This window comes from Sphaerisporangium rufum (assembly GCF_016863395.1).
Taxonomy (GTDB): Bacteria; Actinomycetota; Actinomycetes; order Streptosporangiales; family Streptosporangiaceae; genus Sphaerisporangium; species Sphaerisporangium rufum.
Window position 1 is genome coordinate 14062 of the sequence record NZ_BOOU01000002.1, and the last position, 20749, is coordinate 34810.

A 20749-nucleotide genomic window follows, 5' to 3' on the forward strand; every position below is an offset into this window, starting at 1 on the left:
GATCGGCCGGCATCAGCGCGTGGGACCGGGCGGATCGGCGGGCTCGGCGGGGCCGGGCGGCAGGTCCGCGGCGGCCGGGAGCGCCGCGGCGTTCCCCGGCGGCGGCCCGCCCGGCCGCCGGGCGGAGATGCGCTTCATGACCGCGCGGAACCGGCCGGTGCGCAGCGCGGCGATCTCCCGCCGCAGGGCGCCCGCCTCCCGGCGCAGCCCGCCCACCTCGCGGCGCAGCTCGACGGCGCCGGACCGCCAGCGGCCCGCCTCCTCGCGCCACCGGCCGACCTGGCCGCGCAGCCGCTCGACCTCCTTGGTCAGCCGGGCGATCTCCGCCTCGCTCTCCAGCCGGGCCCGGTAGGCGGCGCGGCGGCCCCGTGGCGGTTCCGCCCCGGCGGCGGGCCGGAAGCCGAGCGTCTCGCCGTCGGCCCAGACCGTGCCGTACAGCTCCTCCACCAGGTCGTCCAGGGCGTGCGACCCGGCACGCGGGCCGTGCAACGCCGGGCCGGACGGCTCCGCCCGCGCGGACGCCTCGCCCGTCTCGGCGGCGGCGACCAGCGCGGCGCGGGCGAAGGCGGCGCGGCGCTCCAGCCGGGCGGTCACCACGGCCTCCGGCGTCTCGTCGAGCAGCACGCCGACCAGGCCGTGGTCGCCGTCCACCGCCAGGTCCAGCAGCGCCGCCAGGGTGTCCTCGCCGGGCACCCGGCCCGCGGGCAGCAGCAGGCGGAACGGTGCCGATCTCGGCGGGGCGGCGGTGACGAAGCGTACCCGGCCCTCGTGCGCGTAGTGGCCGCGGACCAGCGCCAGGTCCAGCCGGGGATCGGTGAGCGGGGCGCGCCGCTCGGGGGCCAGGCCGTCCCACGGACCGGCCAGCAGCACGGCGACGTCGGGCACCGTGCCGGCCAGCACGGCGTCCACGGTGGCCCGGGTGTCCTCGTACCCGCCGGCCTCGACCAGCACCTCCAGGTAGGGCACCTTCCACCGGCGCGCCGGGTGGCCCCGCAGCCAGCGGTAGGCGGGGATGCGGTCGGCGATCAGTGCGTGGCTCACCCGGTCGATGGGCGCCTTGTCGCGCATGCGCATGGACGGGCCCAGGTGGAAACCGCGGGCCAGCGGCTCGGGGACGAACACCGCGCCGGCCTGCGCCAGCCGGTATCCCATCTCGGTGTCCTGGCCGAGGAACAGCTCCTCGTCCATCGGACCGGCGGCCTCGACCAGCCGGCGGGCGACCGAGGTGGCGCCGCCGACGTGCAGGCTGAAGGCGCGGGCGGAGCCGCGGGTGAGACCGTCGGTGCGCGCCACCAGGTCGACCAGCCACCGGTGCGGCTCGGCGGGCTCGAACAGCGCCCCGAGGTCGCCGGCCGCGCCGACCTCGGCCGGGGCGGGCAGCGGGGCGGTGGTGAAGCGGAGGTAGCCGGTGACGACGAGGTAGGGGGCCAGGTGGTGCCACCGCAGGTGCGCCTCGACCTCGTGCCGGTCGGGCACCACGTCGGAGTCCAGCCAGTGGATCACCTCGCCGGTGGCGGCGGCCAGCCCGGCGTTGCGCGCGTCCGCCCGGCCGGGTGTACGGCAGACGATCAGCCGGGTGCCCGCGGGCCGGGCCGGCGGCAGCCGCAGCGGCGGGCTGCTGCCGTTGTCCACCACGATCACCTCGGTGAGCTCGGCCGGGTAGGTCTGGGCGGCCAGCCCCGCGAGCACCAGGTCCAGCTTCTCCTGGCCGCCGTAGGCCGGGATCACGACGCTGACCCGCAGGCGCGGGGTCCACGAGCCGAGTTCGGGCGGGGACAGGACGGTGTGGTCGTTGCCGCGGACGCGAGGGATCATGCGATTTCCAGGATGTGGCTCGGCCGGAAGCCGCGCCACTGTCCGGTGGCCACCCGCAGGAAGTGCGCGAGCGGGAGCTGCCAGGTGTGGCCGGCCGCGAGCGTGCGGCGCAGGACGTAGCCCAGGCCCTGGGTGCGGTAGATGCGGGCGCCGGCCGCGTGCGCCGCCTTCAGGAACCGGGAGTCCACCCCGCGGACCACCCTCTCGAATCCGCCGATCTCATGGAACTTCGCCCGAGGAACCAGGATGGTACCGCCGGCCACATGATCGGACCACACCTCGCTCTTGTAATCGGTGCGGCGTACCGTGACGTCCAGCGGCTCCAGGTAGAAGAACTCCGCCGCGGTGCCCACGATGTCGGCGCCGCTGTAGGAGCGGGCGAGCAGCAGGTCCGCCAGATGCTCCGGGGAGTACCAGTCATCGTCGTCCCATTTGGCGATGTCCGCGCCGGCCGCCCGGTCCGCCGCCCGGTCCAGCACCTCGCCGAACGGTACGTCCGCGCCGGCCTCCAGCACCGTGATCGGCAGCGGGAACGCCGCCACCGCCCGCCGGACCTCCTCCTGCCCGGCCGGGACGCCGTGCAGGGCGAGCACCACCTCCACCTGGACGCGCCGCTGCCGGGCGATCTGCGCCAGCGCCCCGCCCAGCAGGTCGGGCCGCCGGCTCGCCATCACCACGCTGACCTGCGGCGCGACCCCGTCCTTGGTCCCATCACCCGGCGCAGCACCTGACCCGGCGTACCGGGCCGCGTGGCGGCGCAGCCGCAGGCTGTGCTCCTCCCGGCGCAGGTCCGCCACCGAGCGCGGCCCACCGTCGCGGTCGCCGTACCGGCCGGGCGCCCAGGAGGTGAGCAGGCCGGCCAGGCCGGGATCCGCACCGGCCGCCCAGGCAGGCACCTCGCCCTCGGCGTACACCGGCACCCCGGCCGCGGCCAGCGCGCGGACCGTCTCCAGCACGCCCGCCGGCTCGGCCGGCCAGCGCACCGCCACCCCCTCGAACGGGCGCAGCCGGCCGATGTCGGCCGCGGCCGGCGGGGTCGCCGCAACCGCCCCGGCGAGCACCGGCCGCCCGCCGTCGAACGACAGCTCGGCCGGGCCCTCGGCGGGTGTGCGGACGTACCCCAGGGGGGTGGGATCGCCCTCGGCCATCAGGGGTTCTCGTCGCCTTCCACGCGCATCACGCTGGTCACGCCGCGGACGATGTCCAGGCCGCGCAGGTCCTCGATCGTGGCCGACAGCGCGGCGTCGCTGGCCCGGTGGCTCACCAGCACCAGCTGGGCGTCGTCACCGCGCCCCTCCTGGCGGACGGTCTGGATCGACACGTCGTGCCTGGCGAAGATCTCGGCCACCGTGGCGAGCACACCCGGCTTGTCGGCCACGTCCAGCGACACGTGGTAGCGGGTCACCGTCTCGCCCATCGGGTGCACCGACAGGTCGGCGTACGTCGACTCCTGCGGCCCGCAGGTGCCGGCCAGCCGGTTGCGGGCGACGGCCACCAGGTCGCCGAGCACCGCCGAGGCGGTGGGCGCCCCGCCGGCCCCCTTGCCGTAGAACATCAGCTGGCCGCCGGACTCGGCCTCCACGAACACCGCGTTGTAGGCCTCCCGGACACCGGCCAGCGGATGGCTGCGCGGGATCATCGCCGGGTGCACCCGCACCCCGACCGTCCGCCCGTCGTCGGCGCGGGCGCAGATGGCCAGCAGCTTGATCACGTATCCCATGGCGTTCGCGCTGGACACGTCGGTCGAGGTGATCTCGGTGATGCCCTCGCGGTGCACGTCGGCGGCGGTGACCCGGGTGTGGAAGGCGAGGCCGGCCAGGATCGCCGCCTTGGCCGCGGCGTCGAAGCCCTCCACGTCGGCGGTCGGGTCGGCCTCGGCGTATCCCAGCGCCTGGGCCTCCTCCAGCGCGTCGGTGAACGAGGCGCCGGAGGAGTCCATCTTGTCGAGGATGTAGTTGGTGGTGCCGTTGACGATGCCGAGCACCCGGTGCACCCGGTCGCCGGCCAGCGACTCGCGCAGCGGGCGCAGCAGCGGGATCGCCCCGGCCACGCTGGCCTCGAAGTAAAGATCGGCGCCGTGCCGCTTGGCCGTCCCGTGCACGGTGGCGCCGTCCTCGGCGAGCAGCGCCTTGTTCGCGGTGACGACCGACTTGCCCCCGGCCATCGCGGCAAGGATCAGCGACCGGGCCGGCTCGATGCCGCCGATCACCTCGACCACGATGTCGACGTCCTCCCGGGCGACCAGCCCTTCGGCGTCGGTGGTCAGCAGGGCCGGGTCCACCTCGCCGTCCCGCTTGCGGCCCAGGCGCCGGACGGCGACCCCGGCGAGCTCCAGCGGAGCGCCGATCCGGGCGGCCAGGTCGTCGGCCTGCTCGCCCATCAGCCGGACGACCTGCGACCCGACCACCCCGCAGCCGAGCAGCGCGACCCGCAGCGGGCGGCCGGGCTCGCCGGCCCGCTCGTGCCGGCCCCGCCGGACGGCGGGCCCGTCCTGCGCGGACTCCACGCTCACCGCGGGCTCCGCCGGTGCCACCGGTTTCACAGTTGCCCCCTAAGCAGGTCGTCCTCGGTCTCCCTCCGCATGATGACCCGGGAGACGCCGTCACGCACCGCCACCACGGCGGGCTTGGGCAGGTAGTTGTAGTTGTGGGCCAGCGACCGGCAGTAGGCGCCGGTGGCCGGCACCGCGAGCAGGTCGCCGGCGGTGACGTCGCGCGGCAGCCAGACGTCCCGGACCACGATGTCGCCGCTCTCGCAGTGCTTGCCGACGACCCGCGACAGCATGGGCGGCGCGTCGCTGGACCGGGAGGCCAGCACGCAGCTGTACTCGGCGCCGTACAGCGAGGTGCGCAGGTTGTCGCTCATGCCGCCGTCCACGCTGACGTAGGTGCGCAACCCCTCGACGTCCTTGACCGTGCCGACCTCGTAGATCGTCACGCCGCCCGGCCCGGCGATCGTGCGGCCCGGCTCCACGGTGAGCCGGGGCACCGGCAGGCCGGCGTCCTCGCAGACCCGGCTGACGATCTGGCGCAGCCCGTCGGCGATCGGCTTGATGTCGGGCGCGTCGTCGGACTCCAGATAGGCGATGCCGTAGCCGCCGCCGAGGTCGAGCTCGGGCAGCACCACGCCGTGTTCCTGCTTGATCTGGGTGAGCAGCACGGCCAGCCGCCGGGCCGCCACCTCGAACCCCGCGGTGTCGAAGATCTGGGAGCCGATGTGGGAGTGCAGGCCGACCAGCTCCAGCTGGGGCAGGGCCAGCACCCGGCGCACCGCCTCGGCCGCGGCGCCGCTGCCGAGCGACAGGCCGAACTTCTGGTCGTCGTGCGCGGTCGCGATGAACTCGTGGGTGTGCGCCTCGACGCCGGTGGTGACCCGGATCTGCACCTTGGCCCGCACGCCGAGCTCCTCGGCCAGGTAGCCGACCCGGGCGATCTCGTCGAACGAGTCGACCACGATGCGCCCGACGCCGGCCCGCAGGGCCCGCTCCAGCTCGGCCGGCGACTTGTTGTTGCCGTGCATCGCGATGCGCTCGGGCGGGAAGCCGACGCTGAGCGCCACGGCCAGCTCGCCGCTGCTGCACACGTCCAGGCCGAGCCCCTCCTGGTCGACCCAGCGGGCGACCTCCTTGCACAGGAAGGCCTTGCCCGCGTAGTAGACGTCGTCGCCGTGGAAGGCGGCCTTGAAGTCGCGGCAGCGCGAGCGGAAGTCGGCCTCGTCGACGACGTACAGCGGCGTGCCGTACTCGCGGGCGAGGTCGCGGACGTCGGCGCCGGCGATGACGATCGTCCCGTCCCGGCGGGCGGAGTTCCGCGGCCAGATGGCGGGCACGAGCGAGTTGAGGTCGGCGGGAGCCTGCGGAGGGCGCTCTTCGGGCAGCACGTCCGCGTGGCGGTCACCGGCCGGGTGGGCGAATCGACTCACCTGAACGAGGCTATCCGACCCGGTGATCCCGCCGCGCCCGCTGCTCAACCTGCGAGACGGCCGGCTGAAAGATCTTCCGGGCGGACCGGCGGACAGCGTACCGTTTTCAGCCCTTTGCCGGTTTTAACTAGATTTTGCGGGGAGGGGGGACCCCCAGCTCCGCCATCCCCTCCCCCAGAACCCGGCGGACCGCCCGCGCCTGCCACCGGCGCGCGACGTGCACGCCGGCCGCCGGCTCGTCCCCGGACGGCAGCGCGGGCGCGTGCTCGAAGGCGTAGTGGTACGCCAGCGCGAGCCGCTCCAGGTACGCCCGCCGGGACGGATCGCGCCGCGCCCGCCGGCTCGGCACCTCGGCCAGCAGCCGCACCACCGCCCGATCATGCGGACCGGCCAGCTCCTCGCCGCGGAACCCCGCCGCGCCCTCGGCGGCCCGGGCCGGCTCGTCCCCGAGGGAACCCGCGCCGGGCGCGGCGGCCGCCAGATCCCGCGCCCAGCGGGCCACCCATCCGGCGCGCACGTAGGCGTACCTGACCACGAAGCCCGGGTTGTCCCAGGTCCGCGGGAAGTCCGGCCACCACTCCTCCACCGGCCCGCCCGCCGCCGGCACCGGCATCGGCCCGCCGGTCACCGGCACGACCGGCTCCGGCCCGTTCCGCGCGCCGGCGCGCCAGCCCGCCCGCGTCCCGGATTCCGGCTCGAGTTCCGGTTCCGGTTCCGGCTCGGGTTCCGGTTCCGGTTTCGGCTCGGCGAGGATCTCCCGGACGATGTCGCCGGGCACCGCGGGCTCGATGAGCAGCAGGCCGTCCGCCCGGACCCGCACCGCCCGCACCTCCGGCAGGGCGCGCAGCCGCGCCGCCAGCTCCCCGGCCGCCGCGGGCCAGGCGCCGCCGCCCCGCGCCAGGGCCGCCGCCGAGACGTACACCGCCGCGCGCTCCCACGACCCGCCAGGCGCCGGCGGCGCACCCAGCACCGCCGTCACCGCCCCCATGAACACCCTCCGCAGCCTACCGGCCACCCGGCCGCCACGACCGTCTCCCAGAACCGGGCGCACCTCACCCGGGCGCCGTAGGCTGGGCGCCAGCAGCGGACATCGACGAGGAGATCCTGGTGAAGGCACTGCCGGACGACAGCTGGCTTCGCAAGATCCGCCCGCAGCCCGCGCAGGTGACCGCCGAGGAGTACGAGCAGCTGCCCGAGGAGATCGCGAGGGCGATCGAGATCGTCGACGGCCACGTCGTCTACTGCGCGGCACCGACGCCGAACCACCAGACGGCCGGACGGCGGCTGGCCAACATGCTGGAGCGCCATGCCCGTGCCGTGATGGCGCAGGGGCACGAGTGCCTGACCGTGAACAACGACGTCGACCTGCGGTTGCGGGACGTCCCGCTGCTGAACCGGCGCCCCGACGTGGCGCTCTACCGATGCCTCGACGAGGAACGCGGCGAGCGGCTCCGCGCCGAGCACGCGCTGCTGGTGGTCGAGATCGTCTCGCCCGGTTCAGAGACGCAGGATACGACCGACAAGCTGGGCGAGTACGCCAAGGCGGGCATCCCGCACTACTGGATCGTCCGCCTGGACCGCACCGGCGTCTCGATCATCGAGCGTTACCGGCTGGACCGCGCGTCCATGCTCTACAAGCACGTCGGCACCTTCATGAAGGACGAGCCCGGGGGCCCCCCGAGCATCGCCAATCCCATCCCGATGGTGATCGACTGGTCCGACCTGCTGTTCTGACGGGCCGCGGGATCGACGGAGGTCTCCGCCGATCGCTAGAGTCGTCCGGAAGATCCATTGACTCACCCGGGAGGAAGCATGAGCTCGGGACCGCAGGTGCTGGCGTTCGCCGGGGTGGTGCTGCTGGGCGCGATGTCCCCCGGCCCGGACTTCGCGGTGGTGGTCCGCCGCTCGGCGCTGTCCGGCCGGCACCGGGGCATGGCCGCGGCGGTGGGCGTCGCCGCGGGCGTCTTCGTCTGGGCCGCGGCGGCGGCGACCGGAGTCGCCGCCCTGGTCGCCGCCTCGGCCTTCGCGTTCACCGCCGTGAAGATCGTCGGCGCCGCCTACCTGTTCTACCTGGGGATCCGATCCCTGCACGCCGCGACCCGCCGCCGGCAGGCCGCGCCGGAGCCGACGGGCGGGTCCGGGGACGGCGGGTGGGCGGCGTTCCGGGAAGGGCTGCTCTGCAACGTGCTCAACCCCAAGGCGGCGGTGTTCTTCCTGGCGCTCATGCCGCAGTTCGTGTCCGCGGACGCGTCGCTCGCCGACACGCTGGCGCTGTCGGCCGCCGGGCTCGCCGCCGCGCTGGCCTGGTTCCTGGCGGTGGCCAATCTGGTGGGCGCGCTGCGCCGGCTGTTCGCCCGGCCGGCCGCGCGCCGGGCGATCGACGCCGTCTCAGGCGCCGCGCTGATCGCCCTCGGCGTCCGCCTGGTCACCACCTCGCGCACCTGACCTCACTCCGCCACCGCCCGGGCACCCGGACCGGTCCGTTCCGGTTCCAGGAAGCCGGGCGCGTGTCGTCCGCCGTGCCCCGGCGAGTCCCCGCCGCTCGCGGGTGGCGTACGGCAGTCCGGTTCGCAGGCCCGTACCGCCGCGGCCGATCGGACGGTTTCCACCTCAGCGTCACCATGGATATATCAATAACCGCATAGCTTCACCTCGAAAAGCTATTTGACCCGCATATCTCCCGGTTCACAGACTGACTCCATCACCGGAACCGACGTGAACCTCGGGGGGCGGCCACCGGGCCGCAACGTGTCGGCGTCAAAGAAGGGAGGGAGCTATGAGCGACTCCACCCGTACGCATTCGAGGGCTCCTCGGTCGAAGGCCAACAAGGTCGCGTTCGCCAGCCTGATCGGCACCACGATGGAGTGGTACGACTTCTATCTCTACGGCACCGCCGCCGCACTGGTGTTCAACAAACAGTTCTTCTCGTCGCTCAGCCCCACCTCCGGAACGCTCGCCTCGTTCGCGACGTTCGCCGTCGGGTTCCTCGCGCGCCCGCTCGGCGGGATCATCTTCGGGCACTTCGGCGACCGGGTCGGCCGGAAGGCCACCTTGGTCGTCTCATTGCTCGTCATGGGGCTCGCGTCGACCATGATCGGGCTGCTGCCCACCTACGCCGACATAGGACTCTGGGCCCCGGTGCTGCTGGTCGCGCTGCGGCTGCTTCAGGGCATCGGCCTCGGCGGCGAGACCAGCGGCGCGGTGCTCATGTCCGTCGAGCACGCCCCCAGCGCCCGCAGCAACTTCTTCGGCGGGTTCCCGCAGATGGGGGTACCGGCCGGCCTGGTGCTGGCGAATCTGGTGTATTTCGCGGCGACATCCCTGTCGACGGCGGAATCGTTCACCACCTGGGTCTGGCGGGTGCCGTTCGTCCTGAGCATCGTCCTGGTCGCCATCGGGCTGGTCATCCGGCTGCGCCTCACCGAATCGCCGAGCTTCAGTGCCGTCCGGGAAAAGGACGAACTGGTCGACATACCCGGGTGGGCCGCCCTGAAAGGCCACTGGCCCAAGATCATCGCAACCGTGCTGATGGTCACCGCCGCGTCCTCCTGCTCCTACGTCTTCACCGTGTTCTCGCTCTCGTACGGTTCGGCGAACCTGGGACTGGACCGCCAGACGCTCCTGCTCGGCGTCACCATCGGCAGCGTGCTGTGGCTGCTGTCCATCCCGTTCTGGTCGCGCGCCGCCGACCGGTACGGGCGCCGGCGGATCTTCCTGTTCGGATCGGTCGTGCTGCTGCTGGCGGCCGCCGCCTACTTCCCCATCTTCAACATCGGCACCACCCTGACGGCCGGCGTGGCGTTCCTCTGCATGGCGTTGACCACGCCGATCTCCCATGCGCTTCAGGGCAGCATCATGGCCGACGTCTTCCCGGCGGCGATGCGCTACTCCGGCATGGGGATCATCCTCGGGCTCGGCTCGCTCATCGGCGGCACCGCGCCGCTGATCGCCACCGCCCTGTTCGCCGGCGCCGGGACGACGACCCCGGTCACCCTCTATCTGGTCGGCATCTGCACGACCAGCCTCGTCGCCGCGATCGTGCTCTTCCGGCTGGCGCCCGGTATCGACAAGGGTCAGCATCTCGGGGCGCCGATCCCCGGGCCGGCCCGCGACCCCCAGCCGACCGTCTGACCCCTCCACGACCGTGGCGGGCCGGGCCGGGTGCCGGCGGGCCCGGCCCGTCACGTTGACCGACCTTTTCCGTGAAAGGATTACTACACATGGTGGACATACTCATCATCGGTGGCGGATTCGCCGGGGTGTGGAGCGCCGCAGCCGCGGCCAGGGTGCGCGCGGAGACCGGCTCGGACCTGTCGATCACCCTGATCGCCCCCGGCAAGGATCTGGTCATCCGGCCACGGCTGTACGAGGCCGACCCGGACCGGATGCGGGTGCCGCTGGACCGCTTCCTGACGCCGATCGGTGTGCGCCACGTGCCGGCGACCGTGTCGTCCATCGACGCCGGGAACCGGACCGTGACGGCGATCGACCGGGGCGGCCGGCCGCTGGATTTCCGCTACCGGCGGTTGGTGCTGGCCACCGGCAGCCGGTTGCGGCCCGCCGGCATTCCCGGTGCCGAACATCTCCATGACGTGGACACCATCGAGCGGGCGGTCGCCCTGGATCGTCATCTGCGCGGCCTTCCCGAAGGCCCCGGCCGCCGGACCGCCGTGGTCGTGGGAGCCGGGTTCACCGGTCTGGAGGTGGCCACCGAACTGGCCGGCCGGCTGGCCGCCCTCGCGGATCCGGCCGACCCGGCGGACCGTCCGCGAGTGGTGCTGGTCGAACGCGCCGGCGAGATCGGCCCGGATCTCGGCCCCGGCCCCCGGCCCGCCATCGCCGCCGCTCTGGACCGGCTGGGAATCGAGGTCCGGCTGGGGCAGAGCATCGCCTCGGTGGCACCCGGCGCCGTGTCGTTCACCGATGGCACCGAACTGGCGGCGGACACGGTCATCTGGACGGCGGGCGTGCAGGCGAGCCCGTTGACCGCGCAGATCCCGGGCCGGCGGGACGCCCTCGGACGGTTGCAGGTGGACGGGCACCTCCATGTCCCGGAGGCCCCCGGCGTTCTGGCGGCCGGCGACACCGCCGCGGCCACCGCCGAACCGGGACACCTGGTGCTGCAGTGCTGCCAGCACGCCATCCCTCTCGGCAAGTACGCGGGCCACAACGCGGCGGCCGGCCTGCTCGGCCTGCCGCTCGCGACGTTCGACCCCGCCCCGTACGCGACCTGCGTCGACCTCGGCGGTGCGGGAGCGGTGCTGACCAGCGGCTGGGAGCGGACCGTGCTGAGCACCGGCGACGCGGCGAAGCAACGAAAGATCGCCACGAACCAGGAACGGATCTACCCGCCGCTCGACGACGCCGCCGAGATCCTGCGCGCCGCCGACTACCGCGTGGGGATCCGCCCGCCGGCCGCCCGGATCTGAGCCGCCCCGGGCGGCCGGGCCCTCCGCCCGGCCGCCCTCGCGCGGACCGGACCGGCCGCCCCCACATACCGCGAGATAGCACGAGGTCCCCTGCCGATCCTCGGCAGGGGACCTCGTGCTCGTCGCTCACGTCCGGGACTTCACCAGGTCGAGCGCCACGTCGACGATCATGTCCTCCTGGCCGCCCACCATCCCGCGCCGGCCGACCTCGACCAGGATGTCGCGGGCCGGCAGGCCGTATCGCCGGGCGGCGTCCTCGGCGTGCCGCAGGAAGCTGGAATAGACGCCGGCATAGCCGAGGGTGAGGGTCTCCCGGTCCACCTGGACGGGACGGTTCTGCAGCGGGCGTACGAGATCGTCGGCCGCGTCCATCAGGGCGAAGACGTCACAGCCGTGCGCCCAGCCCATCAGGTCGGCCACCGCGACGAACGCCTCCAGCGGGCAGTTCCCGGCTCCGGCGCCCATCCCGGCGAGCGACGCGTCGACGCGCCGGACGCCGCTCTCCACCGCGACGACCGAGTTGGCGACGCCGAGGCCGAGGTTGTGATGGGCGTGCACGCCGATCTCGGTGTCCGGGTCGAGCACGTCCCGGTAGGCGCGGATCCGCTGCCGGATGCCGTCCATCGTCAGGCGCCCGCCCGAGTCGGTGACGTAGACGCAGTGCGCTCCGTACGATTCCATCAGCCTGGCCTGCCGGGCCAGCTCCTCGGGCGGCGCCAGGTGCGCCATCATCAAAAACCCGGCCACGTCCATGCCGAGTTCGCGGGCCGCCGCGATGTGCTGCGCCGCGACGTCCGCCTCGGTGCAGTGGGTGGCGACCCGGACGGAGCGAACGCCCAGCCGGTGCGCGCGCCGCAGGTCGGCGACCGTGCCGATTCCGGGAAGCAGCAGGGCGGTCAGCGTGGCCCGGGAGACCACCTCGGCCGCCGCCGCGATCCATTCCTCGTCATCGTGGGCGCCGGGACCGTAGTTGACGCTGGAGCCGGCCAGTCCGTCGCCGTGGGTCACCTCGATCGCGTCCACCCCGGCGGCGTCCAGGGCGGCGGCGATCGCCCGGACCTCGTCGACCGTGTAGCGGTGGCGGACGGCGTGCATGCCGTCCCGCAGGGTCACGTCCTGCACGAAGATTCGATCCGTCATCACGCGGCCAGCCTTTCGGCCACCCGCAGCGCCGCGGACGTCATGATGTCGAGGTTGCCGGCGTAGGCGGGCAGATAATGCGCCGCCCCTTCGACCTCGAGGAACACCGAGACCAGCCGTCCGGGACCGCGAAGGCCCGCGAACCCGGCGAGCGGGTCGCCGGGGCCGATCCGGCGGATCTGCACGTCCTGCTTGAGCCGGTAGCCGGGAACGTAGGCGGCCACCTCGGCGACCATCCGCCGGACGGACGCGACGAGCATGTCGTCGTCACCCTCCCCCACCACGCAGTAGACGGTGTCCCTCATGATCAGCGGCGGGTCCGCGGGGTTGAGGATGATGATCGCCTTTCCCCGGGCGGCACCACCGACCCGTTCCAGCGCCCTGGCGGTGGTCTCGGTGAACTCGTCGATGTTCGCCCTGGTCCCGGGCCCCGCGGAGCGCGACGCGATCGATGCCACGATCTCGGCGTAGTGCACCGGAGTGACCCCGGACACCGCCGCCACGATCGGCACGGTGGCCTGACCACCGCAGGTGACCATGTTCACGCCGGGCGAGTCCAGGTGCTCGCCGAGGTTGACCGCCGGCACGACATAGGGGCCGAGCGCCGCGGGCGTCAGATCGATGATCTTCTTGCGGTAGGGGGCGAGAACCTCGGCGTTGTGGCGGTGGGCGCCGGCCGAGGTGGCGTCCAGTACCACCGCGATGTCCTGGAAGCCGTCCATGTCCAGCAAGCCCTCGACCCCTTCGTGGGTCGTGGCCACGCCGAGCCGGCGGGCGCGGGCCAGCCCGTCGGACCGCGGGTCGATGCCGACCATGGCCGCCATTTCGAGCGTCCGGGAGGTCCGAATCACTTTGATCATCAGATCCGTGCCGATGTTGCCCGATCCGATGATCGCTACCTTGCTCGGGAATGCCATTCCTCTCCTCCGATGTCCGGTTCCGCCAGCCGGGAGAAGCCGGTGGTCTCATCGCCCCGGCAGAAGGCGGCGAAGGCCGCCGTCACCGCCCGGCCGAACGTCTCGACGGCAGGGCCGGTCCCGGCGAGCGGCGCCACCCGGGCGTCGGCGAACGTACCGAGATGGAATGGCACGTCCGCCAGATGGCAGGCGCCGAGCCGGGCACCATGCCGGGTGAACGGCGAGGGACGGGCGTAGCGCACCCGGGTCACCGGGCCATGGTGCGCGCGCGCGACCTCGTCCGCCGGGTCCACGAACACCTCGCGGGTGCGCGCCGCCACCTCCGCCGGCGGGACCGTGCCGGCCGCCGCGTACAACCGCATCTCCTCGGTGGTGGTCGACACCAGCAGCGGTATCCGGCCGGCCGCACCGGCACGGACGGCCTCGACCGGGTGGCGGGGCAGCAGGCTCCCGTCGACCACCGGCGCCACCGGCAACACTCCCGCGACGAGCCGGCGGCCGGACATGGCGACGTCCTGGGCGGCCAGCAGAGCCCGGAGCGGCACCGACCCGAGGCCGGCGCCGCGACCGAGCGCGCGCCGCACCGCGGCCGCCTGATCGGCGGCCTCGGCCGGCGTGGCGAATCCGTACGGTACGGCGCTGAGCAGCGCGGCCCGGGCGAACAACCCGCGCGCCTCCGGGCAGGTCATCAGGGCCAGCACGCTGGTGCCGCCCGCCGAGTGCCCGGCCAGGGTGACCCGATCGGGGTTCCCGCCGAACGCGGCCGCGTTCGCCCGCACCCAGCGCAACGCGGCGATCTGGTCGCGCAGGCCGAGGTTCGCGGGGGTGGCGTCGTGGTGGCCGAAGCCGAGAAAGCCCAGCCGGTAGTTCACCGTGACGACGACCAGCCCGTGGGCACGCGCCAGTGCCGCGCCGTCGTACATCGCCTGCGCGCCTGATCCGGACACGAAGGCCCCACCGTGCAGGAAGACCAGCACCGGCCGCCGTTCGCCGTCACACCCGGGAGTCCAGACGGTGAGGGTGAGGCAGTCCTCCCGGCTGCGCGCCGCGTCGAGCGCCAGCCCTGGAACCCAGGCCATCCGGCCGGGCCGCTGGGCGGCCGGCGGCCCATGGTCCCGGGCGTCCTGCTCGCCGGACCAATGCTCCACCGGCTCCGGCGGGGTGAAGCGCCGGGCCGGCGCGGCGTAGCGGACCCCGCGAAAGGTCACGGCTCCGCTCTCGTCGTGGCCGCGCAGCAGACCTCCGGTGACCCTGGCCCGCGCGGCGGTGCTCATGGCCGGTCCAGCCCGAAGAACTCCCGGGCGTTGCCGCCGAGGATGCGGCTTCGCGCCGCGTCGGTGAGCTCGGCGCATTCCCGCACGGTGGCGCCCGGGCTGAGCTCCCCGAGCGGGAAAGGGTAGTCCGTACCGAGCATGACACGCTCCACGCCCATGACGTCGACCAGCAGCCGGAGCGCGCGCGGGTCGAAGACCGCCGAGTCGACGTAGAAGCGGGAGACGTACTCCGACGGCGGCACCGGCGAATCGGCGCGGACGATGTCGCGGTTGCGCCAGGCGTTGTCGGCCCGGCCGAGGAGGTAGGGGAACGACCCGCCACCGTGACAGAAACAGAGCCGCAGTGACCGCGGGAGCCGCTCGAACGCCCCGGAGAGGATCAATCCGAGAATGCTCCGGTGGGTTTCGGCGGGCATGCCGACCAGCCACGAGAGCATGTGGTGGCCCATGCGCCCGGCCGCGAGCATGTCCCATGGATGGACGAGTACCGGCATGTCCTCTTCGGCGCAGTGGGCCAGGAACTCCACCAGCGCGTGATCGTCGAGATCGCGGTCGCCCACATGGTTGCCGATGTGCACACCGCGGTGCCCCGCGGCCGCCGCCTTGGTGACCGTCTCGGCGGCCAGCCCGACGTCCTGCAACGGGACCTGGCACAAGGGCAGCAACCGATCGGGGGCCTGGGCGCAGTGCTCCAGGATCCGGTCGTTCACCAGATCGCACCAGTCCACGGCGCGGCCGGCGTCGGCGGCGTACCCGAACATCAGCGGGGTCGAGGAGACCACCTGCAGGTCGACGCCCAGCGCGTCCATGTCCGCGAGCCGGCGTTCGGGGTCCCACAGCGCCTGGCCCACCGGACGGTAGGGGTCGTCACCGCTCATCATCATTCCGGTGCCGTCTTGGTGCACGCGCAGCCACGGCTCGCCCGCGCCGGCCAGGATCCGGCTCTCGGCGCGGGAGATGGCCGGGAAGACATGGGCGTGCACATCGATGACCGTCACGGGATCTCCGTTCGTCCAGCCGGCCGTGAACGCGGCCGGAGTGGCGCTCTGCGCGGGTCAGGAGCGAGAGGCGGTGACGGGCCGCAGGTCGGCGGGCCACTGCCGGCCGGGATGCCGGGCGCCGCAGTGCGGGCAGGTCCGGTCGCCGGCGTAGAAACGCTCGAAGAGCGGCGGCAGGTCGTCGACGATGGAGCGCAGCTGCACCTCCGACCGGTGGACGAGGTGGTGGCACTCCATGCAATACCACTCGAAGGCATCGATGTCGCCGGCCGGGCGGGTGAACTCCACGACCAGCCCGATGCTGCCGGGCTCCGGCCGCTGCGGCGAGTGCCGCACGTGCGGCGGCAGCAGGAAGACGTCACCCTCGTTGATCTGGACGTCCACCGGAGGCCGGCCCTCCTCCTCCATGACGCGCAGCACCATGTTCCCGCTGAGCTGGTAGAAGAACTCCTCCAGCGGGTCGTCGTGGAAGTCGGTCCGCTGGTTCGGCCCGCCGACCACGGTGACGATCAGCCCGGTGTCCTCCCAGATCTGTACGTTGCCCACCGGCGGCTTGAGCAGCTCTCGGTGCTCGTCGATCCAGCGCTGGAAGTTGAACGGCTGGCCGTGGGACAGCGGCGGCAGGCTCATGGTGCGGATTCCTCTCTGGGACGGGGGATGTGCGCGACGCAGGCGATCTCGATGAGCAGGTGCGGGTGCGGCAGCTGGTGTACCGCGACCGTGGTGCGGGCCGGGCCGTTCTCGTCGAAGTACTCGGCGTAGATCTCGTTGTACCCGCCGAAGTCGTTCATGCTGACCAGGTAGGTGGTCACGTTGACCACGTCGGCGAGATCACCGCCCGCGGCGAGCAGGAGCGCGCGGACGTTCTCCAGCACGGCGCGGGTCTGCAGCCGGATGTCCAGCCGGGTGACTCCCATGTCATCGGCGGCCGCGCCCGCGAACGTGCCGTCCGGCCGCCGCGAGCTGGTCCCGGACACGAACACCAGATCGCCCGCGCGCCGCAGGTGCGGGAACCGGCCACGCGGCCGGGCCGCTCCCGGCACGATGATGGCGTCGGTCATCGGACGGTCACCTCGACCTGCCCGAGCCCGCTGCCGACCACCCGGACGTGGGCCTTCGGCGGCAACGGCACCGCGGCGGTCGCCGCGCCGGCGAGCACGATCCAGCCGGGCTCCAGCTCGATTCCGGCCGCGCCGGCCAGCCGGGCGGCGGCCGCCAGCGACCGCAGCGGATCTCCGAGGATCGCGGCCGAGGAACCGGTCGCCACCGCCCGTCCGTCGATCTCCAGGATCAGCCCGGTGTTGGCGATGCCGGCCGGTGGGTGCCACGGCCCGACCCCGAAGGCCGCCGCCGAGGCGTTGTCGGCGATCACGTCGGGCAGGGTGAACCGGAAGTCCTGGTACCGGGAGTCGAGCACCTCGTAGGCGACCGCGACTCCGGCCACCGCGGCGGCCACCTGGGTCGGCGGAGTGTCCGCGGAGATCGGGCGGCCGAGCAGGAAGGCCACTTCCGGCTCGATCCGCGGATGGACGAGACCCCCACCGTCGAGCGTGCCGCCGTCCTCGATGAGCATCCCATCGCTCAGCAGCCCCCAGATGAGGTCGTCCACCCCCATCTGCGCCATCTTCGCCTTGCTGGTGAAACCCAGCTTCACGCCGAGCGGTCGCTCGCCCCGAGCACGACGCCGCTCGAACGCCGCCCGCTGCACCTGGTAGGCGGTGGGGACGTCGAGCGGCGTCGTGTCGGCCGGCCGGGAGACCATCCGGCCGGAGCGGGCGGCGTCATCCAGGATCTCCGCGAGCGCCGCCACGTCGATCGGGCCGGTCGATGTGTCGTTCATGTGTTCTCCTCGGCGGCGAAGGCCACCCGGACGTCGCCGAGTCCGGCGATCCGGGCCTCCAGGACGTCACCCGGGGCGACGGTCACCACCGGGCCCAGGGCGCCGGTGAGCACGGTGTCTCCCTCCCGGAGCGGCCGGCCGAGCCGGACGAGCGTGTCGGCCAGCCACAGCGCCGCGTTCAGCGGATGCCCCAGGCACGCCGCGCCGATTCCGGTGGACACCTGGTCGCCCCGCCGCTCCAGGACCATCCCGGCGGTCCGCAGGTCCACGTCCCGCAGCCGCACCGGCCGGGTGCCGAGCACGTAGCGTCCGGCACTGGCGTTGTCGGCGACCGTGTCGGTGATGGTGATGTCCCAGTCCCGGATCCGGCTGTCCACCACCTCGATGGCGGGCAGCGCGAACGCGGTGGCGCGGACCAGGTCGGCGATCGTGTGGCGCTCGCGGGTGAGGTCCCGGTCCAGGACCAGCGCGACCTCGGCCTCGGCCCTGGGCTGGAGCAGCGCCCCGGCGGGGATCTCGGCTCCGTCCGGTACCGCCATGTCGGCCAGCAGCAGGCCGAAGTCGGGGGTGTCCACGCCGAGTTGTCGCTGGACGGCGGGTGATGTCAATCCGATCTTGTGACCGACCGGTCGCCGGCCCTGGGCCAGCCACTCCCGGGTGAGGCGTTCCTGTACCTGGTAGGCGGCGGCGAGGCGGTCGTCCCCGGTGCCGATGAGGTCACGCACGGGAGCACAGGGAGCGCCGGTGGCGTAAGCGGCCCGGAGCCGCCCGGCCGCCGTGTCGAGCGCCGTGTCGAGCGCCCCGTCGAGCGCGGTTTTGGATGTCCCGGTCACTGCCCCACCTCAGATCTGGACGCAGACGTTGACGGGCTCGGAGAAGAAATCGAGGGAATGCTCGCCGCCTTCTCTGCCGATCCCCGAGGCCTTCATGCCACCGAAGGGGGTTCGCAGGTCGCGCACGTTCCAGCAGTTGACCCAGACGGTCCCGGCCTCGATCCGGGACGCCACCCGATGCGCCCGGGAGAGGTCCCGCGTCCACACCGCCGCCGCCAGTCCGTACGGGCTGTCGTTGGCCAGCAGCACCGCCTCGTCCTCGGTGTCGAACGGGGCGACGTGGCAGACCGGCCCGAAGATCTCTTCGCGGACCGGCCTGGCGTTCTCCGGCAGACCGGTCAGTACCGTCGGCTCGACGTAGAATCCCTGGTCACGGGCGTCACCGAAGACGGGTACGCCGCCCCCGGCGACCACCGTGGCGCCCCCGGCAGCGGCCATCCGGTAATAGGACAGGACCTTGTCCCGGTGGTCCGCCGAGATCATCGGCCCGTAGCCGGTGAGCGCGCGGGCCCGCTCGCCGAGCGCCGCGACGAACTCCGCGAAGATGGGCCGCTCGACGTACACCCGCTCGGTGCACAGGCAGATCTGGCCCGAGTGGGCGAACGCCGACCGCAGGGTCCCGGCCACCGCCTCGGCGGGATCGGCGTCGGCGAAGACGAGCGCCGGGTTCTTGCCGCCGAGTTCGAACGAGACGGGCGTCACGTTGGCCGCGGCGGCCCGCATGATGGCACTCCCGGTGGCCGACGCCCCGGTGAAGGCGATCGCGTCCACCCCCGGATGGGCGGTCAGGAACTCTCCGGCCCCGCCGGGTCCGTGGCCGTGCACCAGGTTGAACACCCCCGGCGGCGGCCCCACCTCGTGGATCACCTCGGCGAGCAGTGCCGCGCTGCTCGGAGTCTCCTCCGACGGCTTGGCGACGACCGTGTTGCCGGCGGCCAGGGCCGGCGCGACCTTCCAGGTCATCAGCAGCAGGGGCAGGTTCCACGGCGAGATCACCGCGACCACCCCGAGCGGGCGCCGCAGCGAGTAGTTCAGGACCCGGCCGGATCCGGCGCTCCAGCCGGGGATGGCGGTGTGGTAGGCCCGCTCGGCGCTTCCGTAGAGCAGGTCGGCGTAGGCGCGGAAATTGCCGATGGCGCGAGGCACGTCGACCGTCTCGGCGAACGCCCGTGGCCGTCCGGTGTCCCGCACCTCCGCGTCGACGAACTCGTCGAACCTGTCCTGGATACGGCCGGCGATCCGGCGCAGCAGCGCGGCGCGGTCCTCAGGGCAGGTATCGCCCCAGGGGCCGCGCAGCGCGGCACCGGCCGCGCTCACCGCCTCGTCGACGGTGTCCGCCGAGCACTCGGGGACGTGCCCGACGACCGTCCCGTCGGTGGGGTCCACCAGCGGAAAGGTGTCGCTCTCCCAGCGGGACGCCCCGGCCACGTAGGCCGGCACCCTGGCCGGCACCCTGGCCGGCTCGGACGCTCGCCTCTCCATCACCATTCCCTCCGCCGTACTCCGGCGACGGCCGGACATCTGCAATGGTGTGCGAGACTCATATAACAGTCCAATACTGTTCTCGCCCGCAGATATCACCAACTCGTCATAGGGAGAGCTCATGGCCATGCGTGCGGTCGACCTGCTGAACGGGCGGCTGAAGCTCCGGCACCTGGTCCTGCTGGTCGCCATCTCCGAACAGGGCAGCGTCCTGCACGCCGCCGACCGCCTGCGCCTGGCCCAGCCGGCCGTCACCCGGGCGCTGCGCGAGGTGGAGGACCTCCTCGGCGTCCAGCTGTTCGTGCGGCACCCGCGCGGCGTGACGCCGACCCTGTTCGGCCACACGTTCATCGAGCACGCCCGCACCGTCCTGGCCGAACTCCGCCGGGCCGAGGAGCGGATCGGCGAGCTGGCCGACGGCACGGCCGGCACCGTGACCGTGGGAACGCTGCTCGCCGGATCCAACGTGTTGCTGCCCCGGGCGATCGCGGCACTCAAGTCCGAGCGGCCGGGCATCACCGTCATCGTCCAGGAGGCGACGTTCGACGCCCAGGTACCCCGCCTGCTCGACGGGGAGATCGACCTGATCCTCGGCCGCCTCAACCCGATCGAGGACGCGCCCGCCCTGCGCCAGGTCAGGCTCTACAGCGAACCGGTCCGGCTGGTCACCCGCACCGGCCATCCCGCCCATGATCTCGCCGACCCGGTGCTGGCCGACCTGCTCGCCTTTCCCTGGGTCCTGCCCCTGGAGCAGACGGCGCTGCGAACGGAACTCGACCAGGTCTTCCGCTCCCAGGGGCTCACGTTGCCGGCCGACCGGGTGGAATGCACCTCGATGCTGACGATCCGCGCCCTGCTCCGGGACACCGACATGATCGCGGCCCTGCCCGACCTGGTCGCCCGGGCCGACCCGGAGCTGGCCCCGTTGCCCGTGCCGCTCCCCTCGGTACGCCGCCCGGTCGGCGTGACCCTCCCGGCCGGGCGCCCGCTCACCCCGTCGGCGCATCTGATGCTGAAGTGGCTGCACCGCCAGGCCGCCGAGTTGCTGACCGCCCTCGACGCCACCGGCTGACGACCTCTCCCCCGGGTCCCCGGGGCC

At 73.3% G+C, this 20749-nt stretch carries 19 protein-coding genes; 5 read left to right on the forward strand and 14 right to left on the reverse strand.

Translation table 11 applies throughout. The annotated features are described in order from the left end of the window. Positions 1–12: 12 nt before the first annotated feature. From Sru01_RS00640 to Sru01_RS00660, 5 genes are all read right to left on the reverse strand, one after another. A complete protein-coding gene (locus Sru01_RS00640) occupies positions 13–1815 on the reverse strand; it encodes a glycosyltransferase family 2 protein (RefSeq protein WP_203981817.1) in 1803 nt (600 codons plus the stop codon). Further along, on the reverse strand, positions 1812–2963 hold the full coding sequence (locus tag Sru01_RS00645) for a glycosyltransferase family protein (protein WP_203981818.1): 1152 nt from the start codon (positions 2961–2963) through the stop codon (positions 1812–1814). Before Sru01_RS00645 ends, Sru01_RS00640 begins: the two co-directional genes overlap by 4 nt. After that, positions 2963–4249, reverse strand: a complete 1287-nt coding sequence (locus Sru01_RS00650) for a homoserine dehydrogenase (protein WP_203981872.1) — start codon at positions 4247–4249, stop codon at positions 2963–2965. Before Sru01_RS00650 ends, Sru01_RS00645 begins: the two co-directional genes overlap by 1 nt. Positions 4250–4353: 104 nt before the next feature. Beyond that, entirely contained in the window at positions 4354–5736 is a 1383-nt protein-coding gene (gene lysA, locus Sru01_RS00655) for a diaminopimelate decarboxylase (RefSeq protein WP_203981819.1), read from the reverse strand. Positions 5737–5863: 127 nt separating this feature from the next. Next, positions 5864–6724 (reverse strand): DALR anticodon-binding domain-containing protein, encoded by an 861-nt coding sequence (locus Sru01_RS00660; RefSeq protein WP_239136675.1) that lies wholly within the window; start codon positions 6722–6724, stop codon positions 5864–5866. Positions 6725–6843: 119 nt separating this feature from the next. Here Sru01_RS00660 and Sru01_RS00665 point away from each other — a divergent pair, with 119 nt between their 5' ends. The 4 genes from Sru01_RS00665 to Sru01_RS00680 all read left to right on the forward strand — a co-directional run bounded on the left by Sru01_RS00665 (position 6844) and on the right by Sru01_RS00680 (position 11166). Then, complete coding sequence (locus Sru01_RS00665) at positions 6844–7470, forward strand: Uma2 family endonuclease (RefSeq protein ID WP_203981821.1); 627 nt, start codon at positions 6844–6846, stop codon at positions 7468–7470. A 78-nt stretch (positions 7471–7548) separates the two neighbouring features. Continuing rightward, the gene (locus Sru01_RS00670; protein ID WP_203981822.1) at positions 7549–8181 is read left to right on the forward strand and encodes a LysE family translocator; all 633 of its coding nucleotides are present in this window, start codon (positions 7549–7551) and stop codon (positions 8179–8181) included. A gap of 331 nt (positions 8182–8512) precedes the next feature. Continuing rightward, positions 8513–9868, forward strand: coding sequence for an MFS transporter (locus Sru01_RS00675; RefSeq protein ID WP_203981823.1), 1356 nt, complete (start codon positions 8513–8515; stop codon positions 9866–9868). An 89-nt stretch (positions 9869–9957) separates the two neighbouring features. Continuing rightward, positions 9958–11166, forward strand: coding sequence for an NAD(P)/FAD-dependent oxidoreductase (locus tag Sru01_RS00680; protein ID WP_203981824.1), 1209 nt, complete (start codon positions 9958–9960; stop codon positions 11164–11166). A 126-nt stretch (positions 11167–11292) separates the two neighbouring features. Here the strand turns inward: Sru01_RS00680 and dmpG are convergent, their stop codons facing one another. The 9 genes from dmpG to Sru01_RS00725 are packed head-to-tail and all read right to left on the reverse strand — an operon-like array spanning position 11293 to position 19650. Continuing rightward, positions 11293–12306, reverse strand: coding sequence for a 4-hydroxy-2-oxovalerate aldolase (gene dmpG, locus Sru01_RS00685; RefSeq protein WP_203981825.1), 1014 nt, complete (start codon positions 12304–12306; stop codon positions 11293–11295). After that, positions 12306–13223 (reverse strand): acetaldehyde dehydrogenase (acetylating), encoded by a 918-nt coding sequence (locus tag Sru01_RS00690; protein WP_203981826.1) that lies wholly within the window; start codon positions 13221–13223, stop codon positions 12306–12308. The genes dmpG and Sru01_RS00690 overlap by 1 nt, the downstream gene beginning before the upstream one ends. Next, positions 13202–14497 carry a carboxylesterase/lipase family protein gene (locus Sru01_RS00695; protein WP_203981827.1) on the reverse strand — a complete coding sequence of 432 codons (1296 nt, stop codon included), beginning with the start codon at positions 14495–14497 and terminating at the stop codon, positions 13202–13204. Before Sru01_RS00695 ends, Sru01_RS00690 begins: the two co-directional genes overlap by 22 nt. After that, on the reverse strand, positions 14494–15495 hold the full coding sequence (locus Sru01_RS00700) for an amidohydrolase family protein (protein ID WP_203981828.1): 1002 nt from the start codon (positions 15493–15495) through the stop codon (positions 14494–14496). Before Sru01_RS00700 ends, Sru01_RS00695 begins: the two co-directional genes overlap by 4 nt. Before the next feature lie 57 nt (positions 15496–15552). Next, entirely contained in the window at positions 15553–16125 is a 573-nt protein-coding gene (locus Sru01_RS00705; protein WP_203981829.1) for a 3-hydroxyanthranilate 3,4-dioxygenase, read from the reverse strand. Further along, positions 16122–16556, reverse strand: a complete 435-nt coding sequence (locus Sru01_RS00710) for a RidA family protein (protein WP_203981830.1) — start codon at positions 16554–16556, stop codon at positions 16122–16124. The genes Sru01_RS00705 and Sru01_RS00710 overlap by 4 nt, the downstream gene beginning before the upstream one ends. Next, positions 16553–17335, reverse strand: coding sequence for a 2-keto-4-pentenoate hydratase (locus tag Sru01_RS00715; RefSeq protein ID WP_239136666.1), 783 nt, complete (start codon positions 17333–17335; stop codon positions 16553–16555). Before Sru01_RS00715 ends, Sru01_RS00710 begins: the two co-directional genes overlap by 4 nt. Continuing rightward, positions 17332–18168: a 2-keto-4-pentenoate hydratase gene (locus tag Sru01_RS00720; protein ID WP_203981831.1), complete on the reverse strand. Its 837-nt coding sequence runs from the start codon at positions 18166–18168 to the stop codon at positions 17332–17334. The genes Sru01_RS00715 and Sru01_RS00720 overlap by 4 nt, the downstream gene beginning before the upstream one ends. 9 nt (positions 18169–18177) lie before the next feature. After that, entirely contained in the window at positions 18178–19650 is a 1473-nt protein-coding gene (locus Sru01_RS00725) for a 2-hydroxymuconic semialdehyde dehydrogenase (protein ID WP_203981832.1), read from the reverse strand. A 121-nt stretch (positions 19651–19771) separates the two neighbouring features. On the opposite strand from Sru01_RS00725, the gene Sru01_RS00730 reads away from it, so the two are divergent. After that, entirely contained in the window at positions 19772–20722 is a 951-nt protein-coding gene (locus tag Sru01_RS00730; RefSeq protein WP_239136668.1) for a LysR substrate-binding domain-containing protein, read from the forward strand. Positions 20723–20749: the final 27 nt, after the last annotated feature.